The 25,493-nt window shown below is 48.1% G+C and carries 24 protein-coding genes; 14 read left to right on the forward strand and 10 right to left on the reverse strand.

The features are described 5' to 3' along the window. Window positions 1–108: 108 nt before the first annotated feature. From fis to dsbD, 8 genes are all read right to left on the reverse strand, one after another. Window positions 109–378: a DNA-binding transcriptional regulator Fis gene (fis, locus tag H6995_02415; protein ID MCP5213841.1), complete on the reverse strand. Its 270-nt coding sequence runs from the start codon at window positions 376–378 to the stop codon at window positions 109–111. Window positions 379–403: 25 nt separating this feature from the next. Beyond that, window positions 404–1,393 carry a tRNA dihydrouridine synthase DusB gene (dusB, locus tag H6995_02420; protein MCP5213842.1) on the reverse strand — a complete coding sequence of 330 codons (990 nt, stop codon included), beginning with the start codon at window positions 1,391–1,393 and terminating at the stop codon, window positions 404–406. 234 nt (window positions 1,394–1,627) lie between these two features. Further along, window positions 1,628–2,458, reverse strand: coding sequence for a DUF3426 domain-containing protein (locus H6995_02425; GenBank protein MCP5213843.1), 831 nt, complete (start codon window positions 2,456–2,458; stop codon window positions 1,628–1,630). A 38-nt stretch (window positions 2,459–2,496) separates the two neighbouring features. Further along, window positions 2,497–3,378, reverse strand: a complete 882-nt coding sequence (gene prmA, locus H6995_02430) for a 50S ribosomal protein L11 methyltransferase (protein MCP5213844.1) — start codon at window positions 3,376–3,378, stop codon at window positions 2,497–2,499. A 134-nt stretch (window positions 3,379–3,512) separates the two neighbouring features. Beyond that, window positions 3,513–4,853, reverse strand: a complete 1,341-nt coding sequence (gene accC, locus H6995_02435) for an acetyl-CoA carboxylase biotin carboxylase subunit (GenBank protein MCP5213845.1) — start codon at window positions 4,851–4,853, stop codon at window positions 3,513–3,515. A 59-nt stretch (window positions 4,854–4,912) separates the two neighbouring features. Further along, window positions 4,913–5,362 carry an acetyl-CoA carboxylase biotin carboxyl carrier protein gene (locus tag H6995_02440; GenBank protein ID MCP5213846.1) on the reverse strand — a complete coding sequence of 150 codons (450 nt, stop codon included), beginning with the start codon at window positions 5,360–5,362 and terminating at the stop codon, window positions 4,913–4,915. A 34-nt stretch (window positions 5,363–5,396) separates the two neighbouring features. Then, window positions 5,397–5,837 carry a type II 3-dehydroquinate dehydratase gene (gene aroQ, locus H6995_02445; GenBank protein ID MCP5213847.1) on the reverse strand — a complete coding sequence of 147 codons (441 nt, stop codon included), beginning with the start codon at window positions 5,835–5,837 and terminating at the stop codon, window positions 5,397–5,399. Window positions 5,838–6,021: 184 nt separating this feature from the next. Next, window positions 6,022–7,890 (reverse strand): protein-disulfide reductase DsbD, encoded by a 1,869-nt coding sequence (gene dsbD / locus H6995_02450; protein ID MCP5213848.1) that lies wholly within the window; start codon window positions 7,888–7,890, stop codon window positions 6,022–6,024. 162 nt (window positions 7,891–8,052) lie between these two features. Here dsbD and H6995_02455 point away from each other — a divergent pair, with 162 nt between their 5' ends. The 14 genes from H6995_02455 (at window position 8,053) to H6995_02520 (ending at window position 23,460) form a co-directional block, all read left to right on the forward strand. Then, window positions 8,053–8,538: a copper chaperone PCu(A)C gene (locus tag H6995_02455; protein ID MCP5213849.1), complete on the forward strand. Its 486-nt coding sequence runs from the start codon at window positions 8,053–8,055 to the stop codon at window positions 8,536–8,538. Window positions 8,539–8,554: 16 nt separating this feature from the next. Then, complete coding sequence (locus tag H6995_02460; protein ID MCP5213850.1) at window positions 8,555–9,541, forward strand: DUF2333 family protein; 987 nt, start codon at window positions 8,555–8,557, stop codon at window positions 9,539–9,541. 311 nt (window positions 9,542–9,852) lie between these two features. After that, window positions 9,853–11,184 carry an energy transducer TonB gene (locus H6995_02465; protein ID MCP5213851.1) on the forward strand — a complete coding sequence of 444 codons (1,332 nt, stop codon included), beginning with the start codon at window positions 9,853–9,855 and terminating at the stop codon, window positions 11,182–11,184. 24 nt (window positions 11,185–11,208) lie between these two features. After that, window positions 11,209–12,213: a hypothetical protein gene (locus tag H6995_02470; protein MCP5213852.1), complete on the forward strand. Its 1,005-nt coding sequence runs from the start codon at window positions 11,209–11,211 to the stop codon at window positions 12,211–12,213. A gap of 63 nt (window positions 12,214–12,276) precedes the next feature. Continuing rightward, window positions 12,277–13,473 carry a hypothetical protein gene (locus tag H6995_02475; protein MCP5213853.1) on the forward strand — a complete coding sequence of 399 codons (1,197 nt, stop codon included), beginning with the start codon at window positions 12,277–12,279 and terminating at the stop codon, window positions 13,471–13,473. Between the two features lie 146 nt (window positions 13,474–13,619). Further along, window positions 13,620–15,137, forward strand: coding sequence for a hypothetical protein (locus tag H6995_02480; protein ID MCP5213854.1), 1,518 nt, complete (start codon window positions 13,620–13,622; stop codon window positions 15,135–15,137). A gap of 5 nt (window positions 15,138–15,142) precedes the next feature. Further along, window positions 15,143–17,224 (forward strand): PEGA domain-containing protein, encoded by a 2,082-nt coding sequence (locus H6995_02485; protein ID MCP5213855.1) that lies wholly within the window; start codon window positions 15,143–15,145, stop codon window positions 17,222–17,224. Between the two features lie 6 nt (window positions 17,225–17,230). Next, entirely contained in the window at window positions 17,231–17,473 is a 243-nt protein-coding gene (locus H6995_02490) for a hypothetical protein (GenBank protein ID MCP5213856.1), read from the forward strand. 8 nt (window positions 17,474–17,481) lie between these two features. Continuing rightward, on the forward strand, window positions 17,482–18,279 hold the full coding sequence (locus H6995_02495) for a MotA/TolQ/ExbB proton channel family protein (protein MCP5213857.1): 798 nt from the start codon (window positions 17,482–17,484) through the stop codon (window positions 18,277–18,279). 10 nt (window positions 18,280–18,289) lie between these two features. Beyond that, window positions 18,290–19,621, forward strand: a complete 1,332-nt coding sequence (locus tag H6995_02500) for a hypothetical protein (GenBank protein MCP5213858.1) — start codon at window positions 18,290–18,292, stop codon at window positions 19,619–19,621. 11 nt (window positions 19,622–19,632) lie between these two features. Further along, the gene (locus tag H6995_02505; protein ID MCP5213859.1) at window positions 19,633–20,721 is read left to right on the forward strand and encodes a VWA domain-containing protein; all 1,089 of its coding nucleotides are present in this window, start codon (window positions 19,633–19,635) and stop codon (window positions 20,719–20,721) included. After that, window positions 20,718–21,719, forward strand: coding sequence for a VWA domain-containing protein (locus H6995_02510; protein MCP5213860.1), 1,002 nt, complete (start codon window positions 20,718–20,720; stop codon window positions 21,717–21,719). Before H6995_02505 ends, H6995_02510 begins: the two co-directional genes overlap by 4 nt. Before the next feature lie 364 nt (window positions 21,720–22,083). Further along, entirely contained in the window at window positions 22,084–22,755 is a 672-nt protein-coding gene (locus H6995_02515; GenBank protein MCP5213861.1) for a hypothetical protein, read from the forward strand. 57 nt (window positions 22,756–22,812) lie between these two features. After that, the gene (locus H6995_02520; GenBank protein MCP5213862.1) at window positions 22,813–23,460 is read left to right on the forward strand and encodes a hypothetical protein; all 648 of its coding nucleotides are present in this window, start codon (window positions 22,813–22,815) and stop codon (window positions 23,458–23,460) included. A gap of 59 nt (window positions 23,461–23,519) precedes the next feature. Here H6995_02520 and ppa read toward each other — a convergent pair whose 3' ends face one another. Together ppa and H6995_02530 are read right to left on the reverse strand one after the other, a co-directional pair. After that, entirely contained in the window at window positions 23,520–24,053 is a 534-nt protein-coding gene (gene ppa / locus H6995_02525) for an inorganic diphosphatase (GenBank protein MCP5213863.1), read from the reverse strand. Between the two features lie 78 nt (window positions 24,054–24,131). Further along, the gene (locus tag H6995_02530) at window positions 24,132–25,391 is read right to left on the reverse strand and encodes a 6-phosphofructokinase (protein ID MCP5213864.1); all 1,260 of its coding nucleotides are present in this window, start codon (window positions 25,389–25,391) and stop codon (window positions 24,132–24,134) included. Between the last annotated feature and the right edge of the window lie 102 nt (window positions 25,392–25,493).

Consider the following 25,493-nt stretch of genomic DNA (forward strand, 5'->3'; position numbering starts at 1 on the left):
AAAATATCGATTTAACGTCTGAAAGGGCGATTGACCGAGGCAATCGCAAGAGGTTGCTAATTATGAGGATGTCGACTCCAAGTTACAAGGCTTGGCGCAGGTAAGTGGCTATAGTAGGTCGTATTGTTTTAGTTTTTTTCTGAGTGTGCCGCGATTAAGCCCCAAAATCTCTGACGCTTTGGTTTGATTATCCTTGGCATGTTTCATTACGACATCCAGCAAAGGGGCTTCTATTTCGGACAACACCAATTCGTAGAGGTTAGTGATTGGCTGTCCATCCAGGTGGACAAAAAAATCGTTTAACGATGAATGTACGCTTTGTCTCAGTGTTTCGGATTGACCATTGATTTTATTGTCGGTCTTTTTTGGTGTCGCCATATGTAGTTTCCAGGTATTGCCCATCCTAGGCAGCGAGACGCTCATTGTCATTCAGGTTTTGAAAAATACTGCTGATAAAATTGTTTTGTTCGGTCACGGACTGAAGCAAATTAAATTGGTTACTCAGTTGTTTTCCTTGCGGAAGGTGCGAAAAGTACCAGCCTAGATGTTTGCGCGCGATACGCACCCCGAGGAATTCGCCGTAAAATTTATGTAAATCTGTTAAATGCTGGACAATGACAGTTTTAATTTCTCCAATCATTGGAGGTTTTTGATAGTCGCCCGTTTTCAAAAAGTGATTTATTTCTGAAAATATCCAAGGCCTGCCCTGTGCCGCACGACCAATCATTATCGCATCTGCGCCGGTATAGTCTAATACAAATTGTGCCTTATCAGGCGTATTAATATCGCCGTTGGCTATAATAGGTATGTTGCTGTGCTGTACTACTTGCGCAATAGTGTCATATTCAGCATTGCCTTTGAATCGGCAGGCGCGGGTGCGGCCATGAATAGTGAGCGCGGCAATTCCAGATTGTTCAGCGATATTGGCAATGGCGATAGCGTTGCGAGTATCTTTACACCAGCCCGTACGTATTTTGAGGGTCACTGGAACGCTAACAGATTTGACTACAGCTTCAAGAATATCAGCGACTAGGCGTTCATCTTTGAGTAAGGCGGAACCGGCTGCTTTTTTACAGACTTTTTTCGCCGGGCAGCCCATGTTGATATCAATTATTTGCGCTCCTTCAGCGCTACAAATTTGTGCGGCCTGGGCCATCATTGCGGGGTCGGTACCTGCAATTTGTATCGATCGCAGGCCTGTCTCACCCTCATGGTTAAGTCGATGAAGGGATTTTCTGGACTGCCATAAACGGTGATCCGAAGTCACCATCTCAGAAACGGCCATCCCTGCACCAAGCTGTTTGCAAACCTTTCTAAATGGAAGGTCTGTTATGCCTGCCATGGGCGCAAGTATAAGGCAGTTGTCTAAAAGGTGTGATCCTATAGTAAACACATTTTTCCTGAAGGTTTTTGTCGCTCTCGTTATAGGACTAGCTTTATCGCTTCTCTTGAATTAGCCAGCGAAGTACCTGTTTGGCCGCCGGAGGAAGCTGATGCTAAATCTACGGTATCGTGTATGCGTAGAGTTTGGAGCTGGCCATAATACATGGGATGCCCAACTAATTAAAGAGAGATTAAGCTTAAAAACAACAGTTAAACTGTGTGGAAAGAAATCAGGTATCGCTAACTAAAGCGGTGCTGCAGTTTCCAGCTGCACGCCATAATTCACTGCTGCGTTTCCGGGATCCATAATGGAGAAAGAAAGGTGGATTGGGGTGTTGACTGGCATGAGCTTAAGCTCAATGGCTTTATCTAAATATTCCTGTGGCCGGAGTAATCGACTGGCGAGCGTGGCGCCGTTGATATCGTAAAAAGCGAGGTTGATTGCAGGCAGTGGCTGCGGCAGCGACGCGCGGTTGTTAATAATCAGATCCACCACTAGCACGTTGCTATAATCAGCATGTGTCTTTACCGTCAAGCGTTCTGTGTGTATTTGCTTGAGAGCAATAAACTCTGCGGGCTGGCAACCCAGATATGGGCAGGCGGTTTGATACCAGGGGCGCCAGCGAGGGTTGAGCGAGTAAGAATCCATGTTAAACCAAAGCCATTGGGCGGTCAGTGTAAAAACCATCAGTAAAGAGAGTGTTCCCCATAGCCAAGGGCGATCAAAACGCCTTGGTTCTGTTGCGGAAAAAAATTGTTCGATTGGCTCGTCATCAATATGGAGTTGATTAATATCGGCTTGGTTTGGCGTTACCGTTGAATCTGTTTGTACGTTATCCGCAGTGTGGGGTAGCTCAAGATTCTCCAAAAGTTCTGTCGCTTGCTCTCTGCTTGTGTGAGGCTGGGGCGTCTTCACGCTAGGCTCTTCGCTATAGGACAGCCCTTCAGTTTTGGCGTTGAAAACTTTAAAGCAGACGCCACAGCGAACTTCGCCGTTCGCGATGGCTAGATGCTCGTGTTGAATACGAAAGAGGGTTTTACAGTGTGGACACTTAGTGAGAAGGGAATCATCCATTTTTGCTGTGTGCGCCCCTGAGAGAATCCAGCCTTAAGTTAACTAGTTTTGACGCCGCTTAACAAGACCCAGCCGTCTTTTTCAACCACTGGTTCAAATGTAAACCAGGGTTGGTAAGCGCTTATGACTTGTTCTGTTTGAGAAGTTAAGATGCCAGAGAGGGCTAACTTACCGTTGGCTTGTACAAGCTTTTCTAGTGTAGGCGCTAGGCTAATCAGTGGGCCTGCAAGAATGTTGGCGATCAGGATATCTACTGGTTCAGTGGAGAGATCCTGCGGTAGACAGATTTCTATACACGCTTCTGGTATATGATTTTGCTGGGCATTATTTGCGGTTGCTTGCAATGCTTGCGGGTCGATATCAACGGCGAATAGTTTAGTGCAGCCTAATAAATAGGCGCCGACTGCCAGAATACCAGAGCCGCAGCCATAGTCGATCAATGATTTTCCACTCAATTCAAGTTTGCCCAGCCATGTTAAGCACAGCGCGGTAGTTGCATGGGTGCCGGTACCGAATGCCATGCCGGGGTCGAGCATTATGTTCGCGGCGCTGGGGTCCGGTGGTTCCAACCAAGTTGGACAAATCCAGAGTTTGTCTGTGAATTGGATCGGTTTAAATTGATCCATCCATTCCTTAATCCAGTCCTTGTCCTCCAATATTTCAATTTTATATTTAGGCAATGAGGATCCAAAATGTGCCTGTAAAGACTGGGTGATTGCTTCTGTTGGCGTAGCGGCATCAAATAAGCCCATGACTCTGATGGCCTCCCACAGCGGTGTTGCGCCAGGCTCAGGTTCAAACAAGGGCTGATCAGCGGCATCTGAGAGTGTCACTGCGAGGGCATTTTGTGTCACCAAGGCATCTTCCAGTTGCATGGCAATACTTTTTTCCGCTTCAAAGAGAATTTGAATCCAATGCATCGTATCGAAAGACCTTAAGTGAGGGTTTCTGCAAAGAGCTGCTGAGTTCCCGTGGGAAAGGGTTTGGATCAATTCCCGCTAGAACTCAAAAATATCCTTTTTGAAGGTTAAAGAAAGGAGTAACGGCTGATAGCTTAGCGTCCCAATTTCTTTTCCAGATAATGAATATTAAAACCGCCTTTTTGGAAATTGGTGTCAGCCATGATGTCTTTTTGCAAGCTAATGTTAGTGCGAATTCCCTCAATGACGATCTCGTCTAAGGCGTTGCGCATGCGTGCAATAGCGGTAGCGCGGTCTTCACCATAAGAGATCAGCTTGCCGATTAATGAGTCGTAATAGGGAGGGATCGTGTAGCCGCTATAGATATGCGAGTCAACGCGCATGCCAGGACCGCCCGGGGCGTGAAAGAGGTCGATTTTACCGGGCGATGGTAAAAAGGTTTTAGCGTCTTCAGCGTTGATACGGCACTCGATAGAATGTCCTCGGAAGTGGATATCGGACTGTTTGATGGCCAGTGGCCTGCCACCAGCAATAAGTAGTTGTTGTTTGACGATATCAATACCGGTAATAAATTCCGAGACGGGATGTTCTACCTGCAGACGAGTGTTCATTTCGATGAAGTAGTAATTTCCATCTTCATAGAGGAATTCAAAAGTCCCTGCACCACGATAGCCGATATCGAGGCAGGCTTTCACGCAGCTCGCAAACACCGCCTGTCTGGCTTCCTCGTTAACGCCGGGCGCGGGCGCTTCTTCAACTACTTTTTGATGGCGACGTTGCATGGAACAATCACGATCACCCAAATGAATGGCGTTGCCTTGGCCGTCCGCCAGCACCTGCACCTCGACGTGGCGCGGGTTTTCTAAAAATTTTTCCAAATAGACAGTGTCATCGCCAAAAGCACCTTTGGCTTCGGTTTGGGTGATATGTTTGGATTTGAGCAGAGCGGCTTCGGTATGTACAACCCGCATGCCGCGGCCACCACCACCTGCCGCCGCTTTAATAATAATCGGGTAACCGATTCGCTTGGCGATCTTTAAGGTGCGGGCATCGTCATCGTCGAGTGGGCCGTCAGAACCGGGCACGGTTGGTACGCCCGCCTTTTTCATTGCAGCAATGGCAGAGACTTTGTCGCCCATCAGGCGAATAACTTCCGGTGTCGGGCCGACGAAGGTAAAGCCACTTTGTTCCACGCGTTCGGCGAAATCTGCATTTTCAGCTAAAAAGCCATAGCCTGGATGGATGGCGGTTGCATCGGTAACTTCCGCCGCGCTGATAATAGACGGGATATTAAGATAACTATCCTTGGATGCGTTCGGGCCAACGCAGACGGTTTCATCCGCTAGTCGCGCGTGCATTAATTCTGCGTCCACTTGAGAGTGAACAGCAACTGTTCTGATACCGAGTTCCTTGCAAGCGCGCATGATGCGCAGTGCAATTTCGCCACGGTTAGCGATAACAACTTTATCTAACATGAATATAAAATCCTTGCGGGCAGTCTGAGATTAATCAGAGGTTCCCTAACCTTAAAAAATTAAGCAATAATGACCAGTGGTTGATCGAACTCAACGGGTTCGCCATCCTCAACCAATATGGCCTCGATCACCCCGCTTTTATCAGCCTCGATTTGGTTCATCATTTTCATGGCTTCAACGATACAAATGGTGTCGCCGACAGTGACATTTTTACCGACCTCGATAAATGCTGGGGCACCGGGAGAAGCTGATCGATAGAAAGTGCCGACCATCGGCGATCTTACCGAGTGTCCGGCTGGGGGTGTCGGTTCTGGCGTAATGCTTGTTGTTTCTGGTGCGGGGGCTGCAGCGGTGGGTGCTGGTGGGGCAGCAAAATACTGTGGAGCCATGGGGGTCTGATTGGAGCGGCGGCTGATACGTACCGACTCCTCGCCCTCATTGATCTCAATTTCCTCGACGTCTGATTGCTCGATGAGCTCAATCAGTTTTTTTACTTTGCGTATGTCCATTTGATGATCTCTATTTTTTAAAATTGTTGGAAGACTATTCGGCTAATATGCCTATGGCGGCGTTTAGCGCTAGTTCATAACTCTGGTTTCCGAGCCCGCAAATAACACCTTCAGCGATATCGGAAAAATAGGAGGTTTGGCGAAAGGATTCACGCCTATGCACATTGGACAGATGAACCTCGATAAAGGGGATTTTGACGCCGAGCAAGGCATCTCTTAAGGCAATACTGGTGTGGGTAAAGGCGGCGGGATTAAAGATGATAAAATTAACTCCTTCCTGGCGCGCGTCATGAATTCGATCAATGAGCTTGTATTCGGCATTGCTTTGCAGCACTAACAGGTGGTGACCTGCTGCGGTCGCAATGTTGGATAGTCGCTTGTTGATGTCGTCCAGAGTGCTGTTACCGTATATTTCGGGTTCGCGTGTGCCCAATAGATTTAAATTGGGTCCGTTTAATACCAGTATGGTTGCCATTGTGGCTATATCGCCTCGTAAAACGCCTGAAAAGGGGTGAAGATTTTATCGATTTGTGTAAATGGGGTATTTTGCCTGCACTTTACGTATTTTTAAAGCATTTTTGCTGCACTTATATTTTTTGATGGTGGCTTATAATTATTGACAGGTTTTCTGTCGGAAGCACCTATTGGCGCGCTAGCGTCTAATTTTGCATTTGCCCCATTACCGTTTTAAGGTGCTCACCAAGTGCTTCAGCTGTTATTTCACCTTGAATTCGATGAGAGCGTAGTTCGCCAGTTACAGGCAAAAAGAAGAGTAGGCCAGGGGGGCCGAATAGGTCAAAGTGTGCTAAAAAAGCTTGATTAATGACGGAGTTTTTTGTGATATCGGCGCGTAGCAAAACAAAGCTCCCCAGTGCCTGGCTAACCTGGGGTGTAGCAAAAACTTTGTGTTCGAGAACCTGGCAGGAAACGCACCAGTCAGCATAGATATCCAGCATGACAGGTTTTCCAAGAACCTCTGCTTGCGCTAGTTGCGCTTTGAATTCCGCTATATCTGCTATTGGTTGAAAGCGTTCCATGATTAAGCGGGCGGCATGTTGTTTATTTGCGTTTAGGTTGTTGATGGGCGTGAAAGGGTTAAAGCCGCCTTGGGTCGCGCCCGCTATCAGAAGAAAGCTATATCCGATTAGTACTATTCCCATTAATTGAGAAAGGTGATTGATTTTAAAGGTACGCAGTGATTGAAAGGCTTTAAGGTATATTGCATAACCCATTAAGAGCGCCAATGTCAGGATAAAAATCAGTGGAGTTGGCAGGATTCTTTCCATCATCCAGATGGCAACGCCAAGTAAAAGTACACCAAAAAACACTTTAACCTGATTCATCCATTTTCCGGCCTTTGGTAGAATCCCCACGCCGAATACGCCTATTGCTAATAGTGGTATACCCATACCTATGCCCAGGGCTAAGAGTGCCAGGCCGCCCAAAAGGGGGTCGCCAGTGCTGCTAATGTAGACCAAAGCGCCAGCGAGCGGAGCTGATACGCAAGGGGAAATAATCAGGCTTGAAATAACACCGATAATGGCAACGCTGAAAAAACTGCCTCCCTGTTGCTGCTGGCTGACGCCGTGTAAGCGCGACTGTAAACTGCTTGGTAGTCTAAGCTCATATACATCGAACATGGCCAACGCAAATAAAACAAATAAAGCGGCAATCATTGAGAGCACCCAGGGTGACTGGAGCTTCATCTGTAGGTTGAGTTCGGCACCGAAATAACCGGTAACGGTTCCCGCTATTGCGTAGGTTGTGGCCATTGCCAGGACATAGGTAAGTGAGAGGCTGAATGCGCGACGGCGACTTGGTCGGTGGTCGCGACCAATGACGATGCTGGAAATGATTGGCACCATCGGCAACACACAGGGCGTAAAGGTGAGAGCCAGGCCCGCGACTAAAAACAATCCGACGATGCTGAGTAAGGATGATTCGGCCAGCAGTTCGGTAAAGTGCTGTTCTTCAGTAATAGGCGCTGCTGCTTTAGGCTGGTTGTCTGATGCTGGCGCTGTCTGAGTGATACGGAGACCGTTTGTGTCGAAATGTAGATAACGGTTTTGTGGGGGGTAGCATAAGCCAGCGTCAGCGCAGCCCTGATAGGAGACCCGAACGGTGGAAGACTCTTCTGCAGCCATTGCGGGCAGTGTAACGGCTAAATCACCATAGTAAACTTCGACATCACCAAAATACTCATCATGTTTGGCTTTACCTGCGGGAATTTCAGGAGAAATTTCAGCTTGTGTATCGACTTTCTCAAACTGCAGCCGGTGCCGGTACAGGTAGTATTCCGGGGCAATCTGCCAAAAAAATGTGATAGCGCCATTCTGTTGAGTTGCCGAGAGTTGAAAGGCTTGATCTACCGGTAGAAATGTGTGTTGTTGCGGTAAAATTAATTTGGTGGAGTTGTTGTTGAAAAATGTTTGCTCGGTGCTGGCGGCAAATGAGAGCGTCGCAAATTGGCAGAAAGCCAGTATAATCGCTAGGACAGATTTGATTTTGGACAGAGTTGGCAACCTCATAGTGATAGCTAGACCGGTCAAGAGTAGTTGCTCAGACTACCGAAGAGTCAATCGGTTCGATGCAGTTGTATCTTGTTACGGGCATAGCTTCATTTAAACCTTGCAGTGATAAATAGACATAATAATTGATTGTTCGACCCATATTCTCGGAAACAAAAAAACATGGAACAAAAAAAACGCGCCTATTTTACCCTAATCTTTGCGGCGATAAATATCTTATTTATAACGAACTTAGCTGCATCGACTATTGAAGTTGAGCAGGCAAGTGCCCGCGAATCGCTGCCAGGCATGCAATCTAGCGCCGCCTATATGGTTATTAAAAATACATCTGAACGGGATCTGCGGCTGGTCGGTGCCACTAGCGCCAGAATGGTGAAAATAGAAATACATCAGCATCGCCAGCAGGGTGATATGACGGCCATGCGCAAGGTGGAGAGTGTGGTCATCCCTGCTCGGGGTGAGTTCGTTTTTCAGTCAGGTGGATATCATTTAATGTTGATGGGCATAGAGCAACCGCTGATGGTCGGCGAAGAGTTAAGCCTGCAATTGGTGTTTGAAGACGGGACTACCCTCGATATTAAAGTTCCGGTGGTCAGCATAACAGCGCCAGCAGGCCACCATGGCATGACACACTCAAAACAGCGTTAGTGATGGAAAACAAAGAATGAAAAATAATAAGAACCTAGTATTGTTGACGGCTGTTGCTGCAGTGCTGTTGGTGATATCCCTGCTATTAAGTTTTTACTGGAGTTCAGAGCCGGACCAATTTGGCGTTAGTGAGCAAGCGGAAGCATTGGCGAAGCGCGACGACCCTGTTATAGGTTATGTTACTACCAGCACCTTGATCGCTGTTGCTTCGACCTTGCTGGATAAGTCTGGTGGTTATATTTCGAATGACCTTTTGCCTCCTGGGGTGTGGCTGGACAATATTTCTAATTGGGAGTTTGGTGTGCTGGTGCAGGTGCGAGACTTGTCACGTGCGCTGCGCAAGGATTTTAGCCGTTCGCAATCACAATCCAGGGAGGATGTGGACCTGGCGATTGCTGAGCCGCAATTTAATTTTGATAGTGATAGTTGGATAATGCCTTCTACCGAATCAGAATATCGTGCAGGAATTAAAGCGCTAAAGCGTTATTTGCGTCGTTTGTCTGATAAAGAAGAGAGTGATGCCCAATTTTATGCGCGCGCCGATAACCTGCGTAATTGGTTGGCGGATATTGAGACGCGCCTGGGCAGCCTGTCCCAGCGTCTGAGTGCGAGTGTCGGACAACGACGCATCAATACTGACTTGGCTGGCGATGCTGAAGCAAGTCAGTCAACCGAATCACCAACGGAATTCGAAGTTAAAACGCCTTGGCACCAAATTGACGATGTGTTCTATGAGGCGAGAGGTACTTCCTGGGCGCTTATCCATTTGTTAAACGCGATTCAGGTAGATTTTGCCGATACCCTGGCAAAGAAAAATGCCCGTATCAGCTTGCAGCAAATTATCAGAGAGCTGGAGGCTACCCAAATAGAATTGGGTAGTCCGGTAATACTCAACGGCAGTGGTTTTGGGCTATTTGCCAACCATTCCTTGGTAATGGCCTCCTATATTGCCCGAGCCAATGCGGCGATTATTGATTTAAGAGAACTTTTGTCTCAAGGCTGAAGTGTATTTGTCAGTTACCAATGCTGCTATTTTAGTCATCAAAGAGAAGAATTATGTCTTTCCGAAAGGAACATTGTATTTTGCGCGTGGTCAGAACTCATGTGGGCTTGCCTTCAAAATATGTGCGCCATAAAGAATCTAACGACTCTCCAAGTCCCTCTAGCCGAGGTAGGGGCTGCAAATAAAGGGCATTTTGTCCGGGGCGAAGGACTTCCAGAGAAAGTCTGCCTTAGTAGATTTGAGCATAGATTGAGTGGTATTTTTAGCGCATTGCTCAGTTTTCACTCTAGTATTTTATGGGTGGCAAAGGTGTGAATAAAACTAGGAATAAAAGCGTTCAATCGATACTTTTTAATCTACTGAGTATCTGTGCATTGAGTGTCTGTTCAATTCGAGCGATTGCGAATAGCGAAGAACAACGTACAGTAGTGTTGCCTGCTCAAACATTGGCGGAAACAGCGGCAATTAAAGCAGATTCGCCGCAGTCACTCGAAGGGCAAGGCGTTCCTGACCCGTTTCATGGTTCCGTGGAAACATATAATAAAGCAATTGTAGCGATAGAAGATCAATACGGAGTGTATGATAGTCGTTTGTCCGAGCAACTCATGGGGCTGGGGCTTGCTTATCAGAGCCAGGGCGAGCACAAAGTGGCCGTTGGTGCATTTAAACGTGCAGCCCATATCAATCGTATTAACCATGGCCTCTATAGTTTGTCACAGGAACCGATGTTGTCGCACTTGGTAGAAAGTTACGCGGCCGATGGCGATTGGAAAAACGCGAGCGATAAACAGCAACTACTGTACGATATAAAATGCCGCAACTACGGTAAAAATAGCCCAAAGTTGTTGGCCACATTATCAGACATGGTTGAGTGGCATATGAGTGCTTACCAGAAAGGATCAAATATTACGCACCTGCTGCGCGCCTGGGAGCTCAATCAGCAAGCTATATCTATTATTGAAACTAATTTTGGGCCAAATGACTTGCAGTTAAACGATGCGTTGATTCGTCAGGTATCCACTAGTTACCACTTGGCTGAATATCAGATGTCGATTTCGGCACCCACTAATTCTTTTAGTCAGAGCCAGCAAACTGTGAGTAGCTTTACTCAGCCAAACTTTCCTGAACAGGATCAGCGTTTTCATTCGATGTTAAGTCCCTACCGGGATGGCAAAACCGCATTGCTGCGGCGTGTGGAACTTTACAAAAAAAATCCGCAGGCAACTTCTGATAATCAGGCTGACGCCTTAATAAAATTGGGTGACTGGTATTTTTATTTTAATAAGCGCGAATCGGCAATTAAAATTTACCAGGAAGCCGAAAAAATATTGGCCGCAACTGACCAATCTGGAATGCGGATTGAGAATGTTTTCGGGCAGCCTCATGCTTTAATCTTTGAGTCGAATAGTTTGCCAGAGCAACAGCGGGACAGAGCAAAACAGCAGGGTTATGTCGAAGCGAAATTTGATGTTACCCCCGCTGGGCGAGCCAGGGATGTTCAGATCATGGAGTCAGAGCCGCCGAATATGATGGATGCGTTGGTGCAGCAATCGATCCAGTCTACCCGGTATCGGCCAGCCATTATCAATGGCAAGCCTGTGCTGACTAAGAATGTGATATATCGGCATGTTTTCCATTTTTAGCAAATAAAGGAAAGGTCAAATGGCATGGTGAACCTAAAAGCAATGTTAAGAGTAGCGCCAATAGTTGCCGTGGTACTGCTATTAGCAGCCTGTAAAACTATTCCGAGCTCTTCCTCTTCTGATAGTGGCTCTAGTTCATCCTCTTCGTCAGGCGGGGGGGGCTCCTCGTCGCCATCGGGGTCTTCACCCGGTATGCCTAGCAGTGGTGGTTATAAGCCCTTTCCGCAGTCCGGACAAGCCGGGTTGCCTGGTAAGTCCGGTAGTCAGTCAAGTGAAACTGCAAAAAAGAGTGATGCCAGCGCAAAGCAAAGTTCCTCCGCAAAATCGAGCGGGAAATCTGGTGACGGCTCAGAGGACAAAACGCTTTCCGACGCTCTGGAAGAATTTGAGCGTGCACGTCAAAGAGGTAATGCCGACAGTGAAGACGGTAGTAGCCAGCAAGGTGAATACTCGGTTGCGGTAGAAGAATCAGATTTTCCTTTGATTATTCCGCCGTCAGGCGATGCTGGTGTTGATCTGGAGCGACAGGAAGGCATCGAAGGAGGAGTCGAAAGTGTTGGTAGTGCCCAGACTGAAGGAGAAAAAGTCGCGGTGTTAGACCGGCAGCTGGAGGAGTCCTATGGGCAGTTTGAAGGTATGATTCTGCGCGAACGCGGTTATGTTCGCGATAAAGAGAATGCACGCGGGAGCAATGCCGTGATCGATGCGGGAGGTGTTGTTGGCGAAGAACAAAACGCCAGTGGCAGTGAAGGTTCGGGGTCATCCGAAGGCGGTTTAGATGTCGAAGCAGGAGGCCCAATCACCGGTAGCGGAGCGGGTTCCCGACCGGAAGGTGGCGACCAAAGAGAAGGTGATTACCAACAGGCGGCGACTACCCATAAACCGCCACCCGATATCCCCGATGGTAGTGATGATGATGTCGTCGCACGCCAATTGCGAGAAGCGGCGATGAACGAATCTGATGCAGAGTTGCGAGAGAAGCTTTGGGATGAGTACCGGAAATATAAAAGTAAATCGAAGAGCAAATAGTGCTCCAAATTAGTTGGGTTTCTGATAGGGACGGTAAATATCAGTGAGCGAGTTGACGTTAAAATGACGAAACTACCACAATTAGCCTTTAGCTTGGTGATGGCGCTTTCGTTGTTGTTGGCAGGCTGTGCTACGACGACGGTAAAAACCACCGACATTACGCCGCTGGATTATCAGTCCAGGGAAGTTGCTGAGCATGAGTTATTGGATATAGGCGTGCTGCTATTTGATCCTGGTATTGATGAAGTGTTGGCGGATAAAAACTCCGTTACGCTGCCAGAAATAAGGAAGGCCGAGTCGCGCTACATTCCCTACACGCTAACCGAAACTTTGCAAAAAAATGGGAGTTGGGGTGCGGTGCGTGTTATCCCGAAAGAAAGCACAATAGTGGACGTTTATATCAGAGGTAAAATTCTACATTCCGACGGAGAGCTATTAAGGCTTCAAATTACTGTGCAGGATGCGCCGGGCTATCAGTGGTTTACGCGCGAGTATGAAGAAATGGCCAGTACTTATAGCTACGATGACAAGAAACATAAACAGCTTGATCCATTTCAAGGAATCTATAATCGTATTGCCAATGATTTGCTGGCCTATCGAGAGAAGCTGAGTGAACAAAAATTAAAAAATATCCGTACTGTATCGGAATTAAAATTTGCAAGCAGCTTTTCGGAAAAGGCTTTTGCAGAGTACATGACACAGGATAAGTCGGGTAATTATCACGTGGTTCGATTGCCGCCGGATAATGATCCATTACTGCTGCGCGTGAAAAGTATCCGCGAGCGAGATTATTTGTTTGTCGACACATTGCAGGACTATTACTCTTCCTTTGCTTTGGAAATGGAAAAACCTTATCGCGAATGGCGTAAGATGACTTACTACGATGTGGTATCGCTACGGGAATTGCGTCGCGAGGCGCGTAATCGCCTGATTGCGGGAGCCGCTATGGTTATTGCGGGTGTTGCCGCCTCCGGTGGCGGTGACGGTGCTACCCGTGCCGCTGGGCATGTCGGTGTCCTTGGCGGTGCCTATATGATCAAAAGCGGCCTGGATAAACGTGCCGAATCACAAATCCACCAGGAGGCACTCCAGGAGCTGGGGGGGTCCTTTGAAGCGGAAGTGGAGCCGCAGGTTATTGAGTTGGAAGACCGCACCGTTACCTTAACGGGCACCGTTGATAATCAGTACGATCAATGGCGTAACATACTGTATGATATCTATATGACTGAAACGGGCGGTGTGTCATCCAGCACTCAATAAGAGAGTTTGCGGCCGAAAACTGCGGCTTAAATCGTAACCGCTAAACTGTCATCATGAGAAAAAACTTTTGCAATAGATTTCTACGCTGGCATGGGTAGCACGCCAAGTCAGGAATCTTAAACTGATAGAGTATAAATCCGCCAGCTATGCCAGAAAATGCTACAGAGCGCAAACCACATGAGTTTGAGCAGATCCAGCCGACAAAAATAGAGATCACGCCGCACTCTCCAGAATTAATACCAACTTCGTCAATCAGGGAGTCCGCCGCCAGTAGACGTAAATGGGTATTGGCGTGTATAGCGCTTTCAGCGGTTTTAGTGGTGCTCGTCTTCATATTTTTACCACAAATGGTTGTCAAGCCAAATATCCCGATGGATGCGCCTATCGTTAAAAGTGCTGCTGTTGAACAGGTCTCGCCCTGGCAAGAGGCGCAAACAGCGCGCGAGCGTAAAGAGGCTCAGGATGTCTTAGCGCAACTCCTGGAGGAACAGTTCGCACTGGAGGAAGCTCAGGTTAAGCTCTGGGGGCAAAAGACGTTTGACGAAGCGGCGGACTTGGCGAAACAGGGCGATGAGCTATACCGACAACAGGCGTTTGCGCAGGCGACAGACAGCTATACCCAGGCGCTAGCCAAACTCACCGAACTCTCCGTGCGTTTGCCGTCGGTCACGAGCGACCACTTACGCCAAGGTTTTGATGCTGTAAAAGCGGGAAATGCTACTGCTGCAAAAGCAGCATTTGACATAGTGTTGCAAATCGAACCAGATAACTCGGAGGCGTTCAAGGGCTTACAAAGAGTGAGTACGCTGGATCAGGTCATTAGTTTGGCTGAGAAGGCTGCTGTCGAGGAAGCGAATACCCGACTGGATCAGTCGCAACAATTGTTGCAGCAAGCGTTGAAACTAGATGCCGATTCTGAGCGGGTAAAATCTCAATTGGGCTCGCTCAAACAAAAAATACTGGAACGCGATTTTATTGCTGCTATGTCCAAGGGACTCAGCGCCTTGGAACGGTCGGACTTTAACCAAGCCCGTAGCGCCTTTCAGTTGGCGCTCAAGCTTAAACCGGGCTCTCAAGAGGCACTGTCCGGCGCACAGGAAGTCACCCACCGCATTGCCCAAAACACCATTACCTCTTATCGAGAGCAGGCACAGAAACTCAGCGAGCAGGAGCAATGGCAGGCGGCACTGGAGAAATACGATGCGGTGTTGAAAATGGATGCTAGTCTATTGTTTGCGCAAAAAGGCTACAAGCAAACCTCGGATCGAGCCCGCCTTGATCAACTGCTGCAAGAACAAATTGAGTCTCCTGCAAGGCTGGCTACCGAAGCCGTCTATCAGGAAGCGAACGCATTGTTAAAAGTTGCCGCTACCGTGGCGCAACCTGGGCCGCGATTACAGCAACAAATCTTGCGTCTACAAGACTTAATGCGGCAGGCGGTGATGCCAATTGAAGTGGAAATCACCTCCGATAATCAAACTCAGGTCACTCTGCTTAAAACGGGCCTGTTAGGAAATTTTCTCCAGCACCGGTTGTCTCTAACGCCGGGGCACTATATTTTGGTAGGCAAGCGAAATGGTTTTCGAGATGTGCGCAGAGAGTTTGATGTGGCGTTCAATAAGCCACCAGTCTCCGTTAATATCCAGTGTTCGGAGAAGATATAATCGCGATGTCAGATTCTAAAGATAAAAACAATGACAATGAGCTGGCGGCAAGTGAGTCGCTGATTCAGCCTGCCGGTTTTACACCGGTTGATCGCAAGGCTGCCGCTAAAAAAGCTTGGATTAAACCTGTTTCCACTATTTTTGTCCTGATTCTTACGCTATTGGTGGCGATGATTTGGTATATTTTTTCCGCCCATTCCGTGAATCTTTCAATAACGCCTGCCGCTCAGACAATCAAGATTGAGGGTGGTATCAATATTAAAATGGGCGAGCGCTACTTAATGCGTTCCGGGGAATATCATCTTGAGGCTAGCGCGCCTGGATACCAAACCTTAGCGCAAGTCATTAAGGTTACCGATGCGCAAAATCAAACGTTTAGTTTTACGCTGCAAAAGCAACCCGGTTTGTTGTCTGTCGAATCCACCCCACCTAAAGCACAGGTGCTGGTGGATGGGGAACTGATTGGTCTAACCCCCTTGGAGCAAGTGCCTGTTACGCCTGGCGAACGCCACATAGATATTCAGGCTGAACGTTATTTGCCGCAACAGCATTTACTGGTTGTTGAGGGGCTGAATGAGAAACAGTCGTTACAGGTTGAACTCACTCCTGCCTGGAGCGAATACGAATTCAGCTCGACACCGTCAGGCGCCGATGTATCGATAGATAGTGTCGTTCGTGGCCAAACACCCGTGACCTTGGAGGTATTCGCTGGCGAACACGAGGCGTCGATTTCCCTGGCGGGCTATAAAGTATGGCGACAAAGGTTTCAGGTAGAACCAAATCAACCACAAAAAATACCGGAAGTAGTGTTGGCGAAGTTGGATGGCATGGCACGGATAACGAGCAAGCCCAGTGAAGCCAATGTCACGGTGAACGGTGAATTTCGCGGACAAACGCCGTTGGCGCTGATGCTCCCGCCGGGAAAGGACTATCAACTCAGCTTGTTCAAACCGGGCTATCAGGTGTCGAAGCACAGTCTCAAGGTGAGATCCAATATCGAAGAAGAATTATCTGTATCACTCAAGCCCATTGTCGCTCAGGTCAGGGTGACAACACAGCCTGCCAACGCCAAAGTCTATGTGAATGGGCAATACTTGGGGGCTGGTAACCGGGTTTTTTCCTTGCCGACGCAAAAGCAAAACTTAGAGGTGCGGCTTGATGGCTATGTCACTTATAAAACAACAGTGACGCCAAGGGTCGACCTGGAACAGGAAGTTAAGGCCAACCTAAAAACTATAGCGCAGGCGAAATGGGAAGCGATTAAGCCGGTCATTACGAGTCATGTCGGTGACCAGCTCAAGCTATTTCGACCGACGGCGTTTACTATGGGGGCTTCGCGCAGAGAAGGGGGGCGACGTGCTAATGAAGTCCTAACCAAGGTAAATCTAAGCCGAGCGTTTTATTTAGCCACAAAAGAAGTAAGTAACGCGCAGTACCGGCGTTATGCTCCTTCACATTCTTCCGGCAATGTGCAGGGTAATAGTTTGGATGGTGATTCGCAGCCAGCGGTAAAGGTAAGTTGGCAGGATGCAGCACTATACTGTAATTGGTTGAGCGCACAGGATGGTTTACCGTTGGCCTATAAAGTGGAAGCGGATAAGGTGGTGGGGCTGAATGTCCAAGCTCTTGGCTATCGCCTGCCAACCGAGGCCGAATGGGCCTGGGCGGCGCGCTATAGTAAAAACGGCCTATTGAAATATCCTTGGGGTGCCGAACTGCCACCAGTTGAAAAGTCCGGTAATTATGCGGATCGCTCGGCGGCCTTTGTAATTGGGCGGATTGTGACGGAATACGATGATAATTATGCCGTTAGTGCTCCCGTTGGAAGCTTTTTGGCGAATCAAAACGGTCTCTACGATATGGGTGGCAATGTGTCGGAATGGGTCAATGATTTTTACGCTACCAAATCGACAGTCTCTGGTGTCGTAGTGACCGATCCCACCGGCCCCGAAGAGGGTAAATACTATGTGATTCGTGGCTCCAGCTGGGCGCATGGTAGCATTACTGAGTTGCGTTTATCCTATCGCGACTATGGTGTGGAAGGGCGTAATGATCTTGGTTTTCGGATAGCGCGCAATGTTGAGTAAGTTGAGATGAATCGCCTACAATGGCTCGGCGTTCTGGTTGGCACCATTTGGATGACGGCCGTTATTGCTGAAGAAAGTGAAAGTAAGTCGGCCGTGATCAATGCGGAGCAGCAACCCGAAAATAAATCGCCGACAGCAACGACTGCTGAGCGCACTGAAAAAGAGAAAAACAAAGAAACGCCCGACACCTTTATTCCGACTGAAGACATATCGGAAGACTTGTCGGTTTCATACCCTGTTGATATTTAGGATATTTGATGAAAAGTAAACTTTCGTCTGAGTTTATGTATCAAGTGGTTGCCTTGTTTCTCGCGGTTATTATCGTGCATGCAATCTATGTGGGCGTGGTGCGGCCAAACGCCGACGCTATCTTGGAACAGCAATTGGCGTTGCAGGCGGCGGGGGAAAATTTTGTGCCCTCGCGTTCGCTCTATGTGATTTTAAAGGACTATGAGCAGGAATCTTGTTTTATCCTGATGTTTTGGGCGATGGCGATCATGGGGTTTAAAGCGCGTCAGTCATTACGGGAGAGTAGGCTCTTAGATCAGCAGCTGATCCAGGTTTCCGAAGGTATGAATATTTTACCGGAGGATGCCCGTGAATATTTGCGGCCAATTCAGGCGCTGCCGACTGAGCAGCGAGAATTTCTGCTGGCCAGACTACTGCTGACAGCATTGCAACGTTTCAGCTCAACACGCAACATCCAAAACGTATCCTCGTCGATCAAAGAAATCTGTGAAAATGAGTCGGATCGGCTGGACTCGGAGCTGTCGATGATTCGCTATATCGCCTGGGCGATTCCTTCAATCGGCTTTATCGGCACCGTGCGTGGCATTGGTGAAGCGCTTGGCCAGGCTCATCTCGCTGTGGAGGGTGATATTGCGGGAGTAACCGCTAGCCTGGGAGTTGCTTTTAACTCGACTTTTGTGGCGCTGGTGATCAGTATCATCATTATGTTTTTATTGCATCAGGTACAGTTGTTGCAAGAGCGGCTGGTGCTGGATAATCAAAAATACTGCGATAATAATTTAATGCGTTATCTGCAAGTTCGATGAGAGCCGAGCTATGGTGACCTATGTTATTGAACTGTCAGATGCGGATATCAAAGTGGCTACTGCGGGTGAGATTGTGCTACACAGCCCCGGTTATGCCCTGGTCAAAGATACCCAGATAGAGGTTGGTGAAGCAGCCTATAATCAAGCACGCCTGCACCCTCGGCGCGCTCATAATCAGTTCTGGCATCGCCTTAGTTTAGACCCGCTCACGCATCCGACGCCCTATTATCGCCATCATGCGGATCTCGTGCACGCCCATTTGAAACATATTGCTGAACAGCTCGAAGACTCGGCGGAAGCGGTGTTTGCCGTGCCGGGCAGCTATTCGAAAGAGCAATTGTCTTTGTTGTTGGGTGTCGTGCAAGAAAGCCCTTTAACCGCTGTCGGCCTAGTCGATATGGCGGCGGCGGTTGCGTCGGTTTATCCACTGCATCAGACAGCCTTTTACCTCGACATTTTTTTGCATGAAGCGGTGGTTAGTCGTTTGGATGTGGGTGATCAGATTAACCGCAGTAAAGTAATACCGGTAAAGGGAGTGGGGCTGGCGAAACTCTATGATCGCTGGGTTCAGCTCGTCGCGGATGTCTTTATTGAACAGTGTCGCTTCGATCCACTGCACAGTGCTGTGACGGAGCAAGCGCTTTATCGCAAGCTGCCGCTTTGGTTGGCAGCTATCGAGCAGGAACAGGAAGTGTTGTTGGAAATTGAGTCCGGCGCGAATCGGTTTCAAGCGCGCTTATTGCCGACGCAGGTGGTTGAGCGAGCGAATGTCTATTATCAGCAATTAACCGCTGCTTTAGCTGAATTTAATGTCAATGGATCGCTTCTTATCAGTGAGCGCCTGGCGCAATTGCCAGGGATTAAAACGCTTTTCCCAACTGCACAGGTGGTCAGCGCACAGGCTTTTTGCCAGGGTTGCGAACAAAATATGACATCAATTCGCCGTGTCGGCGAACCGCTGAGCTTTGTCACGGCTTTACCCTCGCATCACATTTCGGTAGCGAATGCGACTCAACCTGCTGTGGCAGTGATTAAGAATCAAAAGGATGCAGCCGCGACACATATTCTAGCTGGTCATATGGCCTATTCGCTTAGCCAGGAATTGTGGGTTGGCTATTCGACAGATCAACAGATTGTGGTGGCCTCTGATCGAGCGCAACTGGCGACCGTTATCTGCTCTCTAATTTGGCAGGGTAAAAATCTATTTTTAAATAGGTTGGTAACGGATGTTCCACTCAAGGTGAATGAGTCGGCAGTGGCGCAAAGGTCTGAATTGCGGGCAGGCGATGAGCTGTTGGTAGGTGACCAAGCCTATAGGCTATCCCTGATCAGAGTTGTCTAAGCGGCGCACTCATGGCCCGTAAACGCTCCTTTAGCACTTTCAATCTTTCCTTTCTGGATATCATGTCCTGTGGATTTGGTGCGGTCGTGCTGATATTTTTGATGATTGATCACGCCGCCAATGTCCACTCACAGCAGGTTAATGAAGTGCAGCTCGCGGAAGTAAAGCTATTGGAGGAGGAGGTGCTCGAAGGTAAAAACAACTTGGTTAGAGTGCGCAATACCATCGCTGAAACTGATCAACAAATGGCGGAAGCCCAAGGATTGGCGAACCGAATTATTAAAGAAGTGGAGGAAAGTCGATTAGAGTTAGCCTTTTTCAGTAAGGACACGCTGGCGCAAAAGGAACACCTGAATCAGCTTAAATCTGACCTGCAATCCCTGGAAGAAGAAAAAAAACGCTTACAAGCCGAAGGTGAAAAGAAAAAAGGCGAGAAAATACGCCAGGTCATCGGTGATGGGGACCGTCAATACCTTACCGGATTAAAACTCGGGGGTAACCGTACTTTGGTCTTGCTGGATGCGTCCGCCAGCATGCTGGATCACAGTATCGTGAACATTATTCGGCGGCGCAATATGTCTGACCAGGTAAAATTGAACTCCCCCAAATGGCAGCGCGCCTTAGAAACGGTAAATTGGCTCACCAGCCAGTTCCCGGTCGCCAGCTGGTACCAAATCTACACCTTCAATACTGGCGTTAAGGCAGCTATTCCGGGTAGTGAAGGAGAGTGGTTAGAAATTAAAGATATAAAAAAGCTTGAGACGGCGGTTAGTTCTTTACGTAAGTTAGTACCTGAGCAGGGCACCAGTTTGGAAAATCTATTTTTATCTGTGGGTCAATTAGCGCCCCTGCCGGACAATATAATACTGATTACTGATGGCTTGCCGACACAGGGCCGTAAACTGCGCACGAGTGGGAATGTGTCCGGAAAAGAGCGGGCTAAATTATTTAAAGGGGCAATTGATGAACTGCCCAAAGGAATTCCGGTTAATGTGATTCTCATGCCGCTCGAAGGTGATCCGATGGCAGCCTCACATTTTTGGAAACTGGCGATGGAAACTGGTGGTTCTTTTCTCAGTCCTTCGAGTGACTGGCCATGATGCGCAATCGCCGCCGCGAAACAGAAACCGTCAGCATTTCATTTTTAGATGTAATTTGCTGTGGTTTTGGCGCCATTATTCTGCTCTTGATGATCACTAAAATTGTCGAGCCCATCGTGCTTGAGCGTTCTACCGTTAATCTCGAAGGAGTCGTGGCGGATCTACAGGCCAAGCTCTTTGAAATTCGTGGCGAAACCAAGGTTTTTAATCGTGACTTAACCGTTAAAAATGAACAGCTATCGCTGTTGCGCGACAAAGTGGCGCGGCTGCGGGGCGATCTTTCCAGTATCAAAGCGCAGTATGCCGCGTCAAAGCAGGAGGCCAGCGTCAACAATAAAGTACTGGGCGAATTGGAGTTGGCGCGCCAAAAACTGACAGAAGAAATGCGCCGCTTGCTCGGCCAGGGTTTCGCCCGCAAAGGCGATTTGATAGGCGGTATTCCGGTGGATAGTGAATATATTATCTTCGTTATTGATACTTCCGGCAGTATGTTTAACTACGCCTGGGACAAGGTTCAGGAGCAGCTGGTCGCTACTCTTAATATTTATCCGGAAGTCAAAGGCATTCAAGTAATGAACGACATGGGCGACTACATGTTTTCACGTTACCGAGGGCAATGGATACCCGATAGCCCCGGACGGCGGAAAGCAATCATTCAGCGCCTGCGGACTTGGAATCCTTTCAGTAATAGCAGCCCAGTGGAAGGCATCACCCAGGCGATTCGGTCATTTTATTCCGAGGATAAAAAAATCAGTATTTATGTGTTCGGCGATGAATTCACCGGCAAATCGATCGAAAATGTTATAGATATCGTTGATCGTATCAATCGAGAAAATGAAAAGGGAACGAGGATGGTAAGGATTCATGCCATTGGCTTTCCGGTTCAGTTTGCCCGGCAGGAGAGCTTTCAATCCACGGGCATCCGATTTGCCACCCTCATGCGAGAACTGACCTATCGTAATGGTGGGACTTTTGTGGGGTTGAGGGATTATCGGTAAATAACGATGGCCAAAGGGTAAGGTTTGGGCATCTGATTTGGCTCCCCGTCATCGCCTCGACAGATATTAACGGTCATGTGCTCTGCCGAGAGGGCTATAAGACAACAAAAAGCAAGACCTGACACCCATCTCCAGGTGTCTGATAGATTAGCTTTTCAACCATCATTGCAAGGCAAAAAGAGGGGGCGCTAGAAGGTGGAGGTTAAAATTAATCTAGATATATTGATTTAGAAATGCCGCTACGAAACGGCAGAATGAGCTAATGATCGTTTCAAAGATAAGCTAGAAGTACTATAGTAATTAAGGAGGAGTTGGCCAGTCCTTACTTCCCGGAACCAGTAAGCAAATAAGAGTCTAACCAACTATGTCTCGAATACATGCGTCTCGACTACTAGCGTGGCTTTTTATTCTGATATTAAGCGGATGCGGAGGCGCCAATGTGGTGGTGGAAAGTGATTTTCCTGAACCACTGGTTGAGCCGCTACCCCTGCACATGGGGATTTATTACTCTAAAGAGTTCCGCGAGTTTAGCCATGAAGAGAAAGCAGACAAAAAATCCCCTGAACATAGAATTACTACCGGCCCTACCCAGGTAAAACTTTTTAATCGCTTGTTTAAAAAGTTTTTTGTGCGCACAACTGAGTTAGCGAGCTTGCCGACAGCGGATAAACCCTTACAGCTCAACGCGGTACTCGCCCCAGAGGTTGAAGAGCTTCAATTTACGGTTCCCCGTGACACCAAAAGAGAGGTGTTTGAGGTGTGGGTCAAGTACAAAGTAAAACTCTATTCCCCTAGCGGCGCCCTAATATTAGACTGGTCGATACCGGCTTATGGTAAAACACCCACAGCTTTCATGAAGTCACGGGATAAAGCCTTGGAGCAGGCTGCAATTGTCGCCTTGCGTGATGCAGGGGCGTATTTCACGATTAGCTTTAGCCGCTTACCCAAACTACAGAACTGGCTTGATACGCAGATTGTGAAGCCGGAACAAACGACGTCAGATGAGGCGATGGCGGTGGGGATAAGGGTGCAGTGAGGCAAGGTTATGAGGCAATTATCTTATAGGCGCAAAATAAGGTGTAGCTACTCCTTTATGAAGGTTATATCGATGGCTGCTGCTATTCTATTGCTGGTCGTTGGGTGCACCACGACCAACATTGATGAAACCCGGCAGGGCTATACCGGTATCGAAGATCATGAATCGGTAGTGGTGTTGGGACGCCGCCACAAAGGCGACTATGACACTGAAATTGATTTTATCCAGTGTGTCGGTAGTTCATTGGAAGGGAAGTCGAGCTTGGATGTGGTGCCTGAACAGGAATTCACCGACCGCCTCTACCCCTGGTTTGAACCACGCACTGCCCCGGTACGTATTGATGGGCTGCACAATTTGCTTCAGCAAAAGAACATTTCTCAACGTATTTTTGATATGGGAATTCGTTATATTATTTGGGTCGATGGTTCGACAGAAACCACTGGCTCGGCGGGTTCTATTGCTTGTTCAATAGGTCCGGGTGGCGCGGGCTGTCTGGGTTTTGGCACTTGGGATAATGAATCACTTTACGAAGCAGCAATCTGGGATTTTGAGAATATGACCACGGTGGGCAAAATTAAGGCGGATGCGAAGGGCACCTCTTATATGCCGGCGATCGTGGTGCCTATTCCATTACTGGCGCGAGTAAAGGCAAATGCCTGCAAGGGATTGAGTGATCAGCTCAGGAGTTTTTTGATTTCTGAGTAGATGAGCGCTCTCTAGCCCTCTCCCATAGGAGAGGGGGTAACCATGTGCGAGATAACTGCTTAGAGTGAATCTTGGTAGGCTTTAGCCGCTTTTTGAATGGCTTGTTTTGCGGCATTGCTATCCGCCCAGCCTTCCACTTTTACCCATTTACCTTCTTCTAAGGTTTTGTAGTTTTCAAAGAAATGCTTGATTTGATTGATCAGCAGTTCCGGTAAATCAGAAATTTCCTGTACGTCGCGATACTGTTTGCTGAGTTTATCATGGGGTACTGCAACCAGTTTGGCGTCTTCGCCCGCTTCGTCGGTCATGTTGAGAATGCCGACGGGGCGACAACGAATGACTGAACCGCTTAGCACGGGATAAGGCGTGACGACCAGTACGTCCAGCGCATCACCATCGTCTGCCAGGGTTTGGTTGATATAGCCATAGTTTGCCGGATAAAACATCGGAGCGGTCATGAATCGGTCAACGAAAAGCGCATCCGAATCTTTATCAATTTCATATTTAACCGGGTCACTATTAGCCGGAATTTCTATCACGACATAGATGTCGTTTGGGAGTTCTTTGCCTGCGGGTACGCTATTAAAACTCATGCTACTCTTTCCTATATGTGGGGTGCGAATTCGATCGCGCATTATAAAATGTTGCGCCACGGAATACCAATTTTGGCGTTATTTTGCCGCGAAGGGCGGTAGTTTTTTCTCGACCCGTTGATTTAGCAGTTGCACGTACTGGGGAATGCCGTTTTCATAGGGTGGATAGGCTTCGCCTTGAATCAAGGGGCTTAGGTAGGCACGCGCGGCGTCGGTAATATGGAAGCCGTCTGCCGAGATAAATTCCTTCGGCATTTTCTTTTCCACATTCGCGACTTTTGATAATGCAACATCCTCAATGTGCCAGGCATAATGCGCGCCCGCTTCGCGTACGATAATTGGCATGACGGCATTTTTACCGGCCAGGGCCAGTTCCACTGCCGCTTTGCCAACGGCATAAGCCTGTTCTAAGTCCGTGCTCGAAGCGATATGCCGTGCTGAACGCTGCAAATAATCGGCGACAGCGTAATGATATTTCAAGCCGAGTTCTTTTTTAATCATTTGCGCCAGCGTTGCAGCGACTCCGCCTAATTGTGTGTGTCCAAAGGCGTCTTTGCTACCAGCATCGGCGAGGAAGGTGCCGTCTCTATATTGTGCGCCTTCAGAAATGACAATGACGCAATAGCCTTTTTCAGCAGTTGTTTGTGTTACCTTTTCTAAAAAGGCGGATTTATTAAAAGGCACTTCCGGAAAAATAATAATATGCGGTGGGTCACCCGCTTGGGTAGCGGCCAAACCGCCAGCGGCCGCGATCCAGCCTGCGTGACGTCCCATTACTTCCATAATGAAAACTTTAGTGGAGGTTTCGCACATGGAGGCGATATCCATACTGGCTTCTTTGGTGGATACCGCAACATATTTAGCGACCGAACCAAAACCGGGGGAGTTATCTGTGAAGGGCAGGTCATTATCGACGGTTTTAGGAATGCCGATGCAGCAAATTTCATAGCCCAGTTTTTCGCTGAGTTGTGACACTTTGTAGGCAGTGTCGGAAGAATCGCCACCACCGTTATAGAAGAAATAACCGATATTGTGCGCCTTGAAGACTTCGATTAAACGCTCGTATTCCGCACGGTGCGTGTCGAAATCTTTCATTTTGTAGCGACAGGAACCAAAGGCACCACCGGGGGTGTGGCGCAATGCGGCGATGGAATCTTTACTTTCAATGGAAGTATCAATTAGGTTTTCGTGTAGCGCGCCTAAAATACCGTTCGCCCCTGCGAATACTTTCCCAATCTTTTCTGGAAACTGTCGTGCTGTTTCGATTACGCCGCAGGCGGTCGCATTGATTACCGCAGTCACACCGCCGGACTGGGCATAAAAAGCATTCTTGGCCATGGTGCTATCTTTCGTGCTCCTGAAATCTTTAAATCGTCATCTGTAAATCTGGGCGGGATAATACTTTATTCGTTAAGGATATGCATGGTGAAATTGTGCGCT

This window comes from Pseudomonadales bacterium (genome assembly GCA_024234615.1).
GTDB lineage: Bacteria > Pseudomonadota > Gammaproteobacteria > Pseudomonadales > IMCC2047 > JAJFKB01.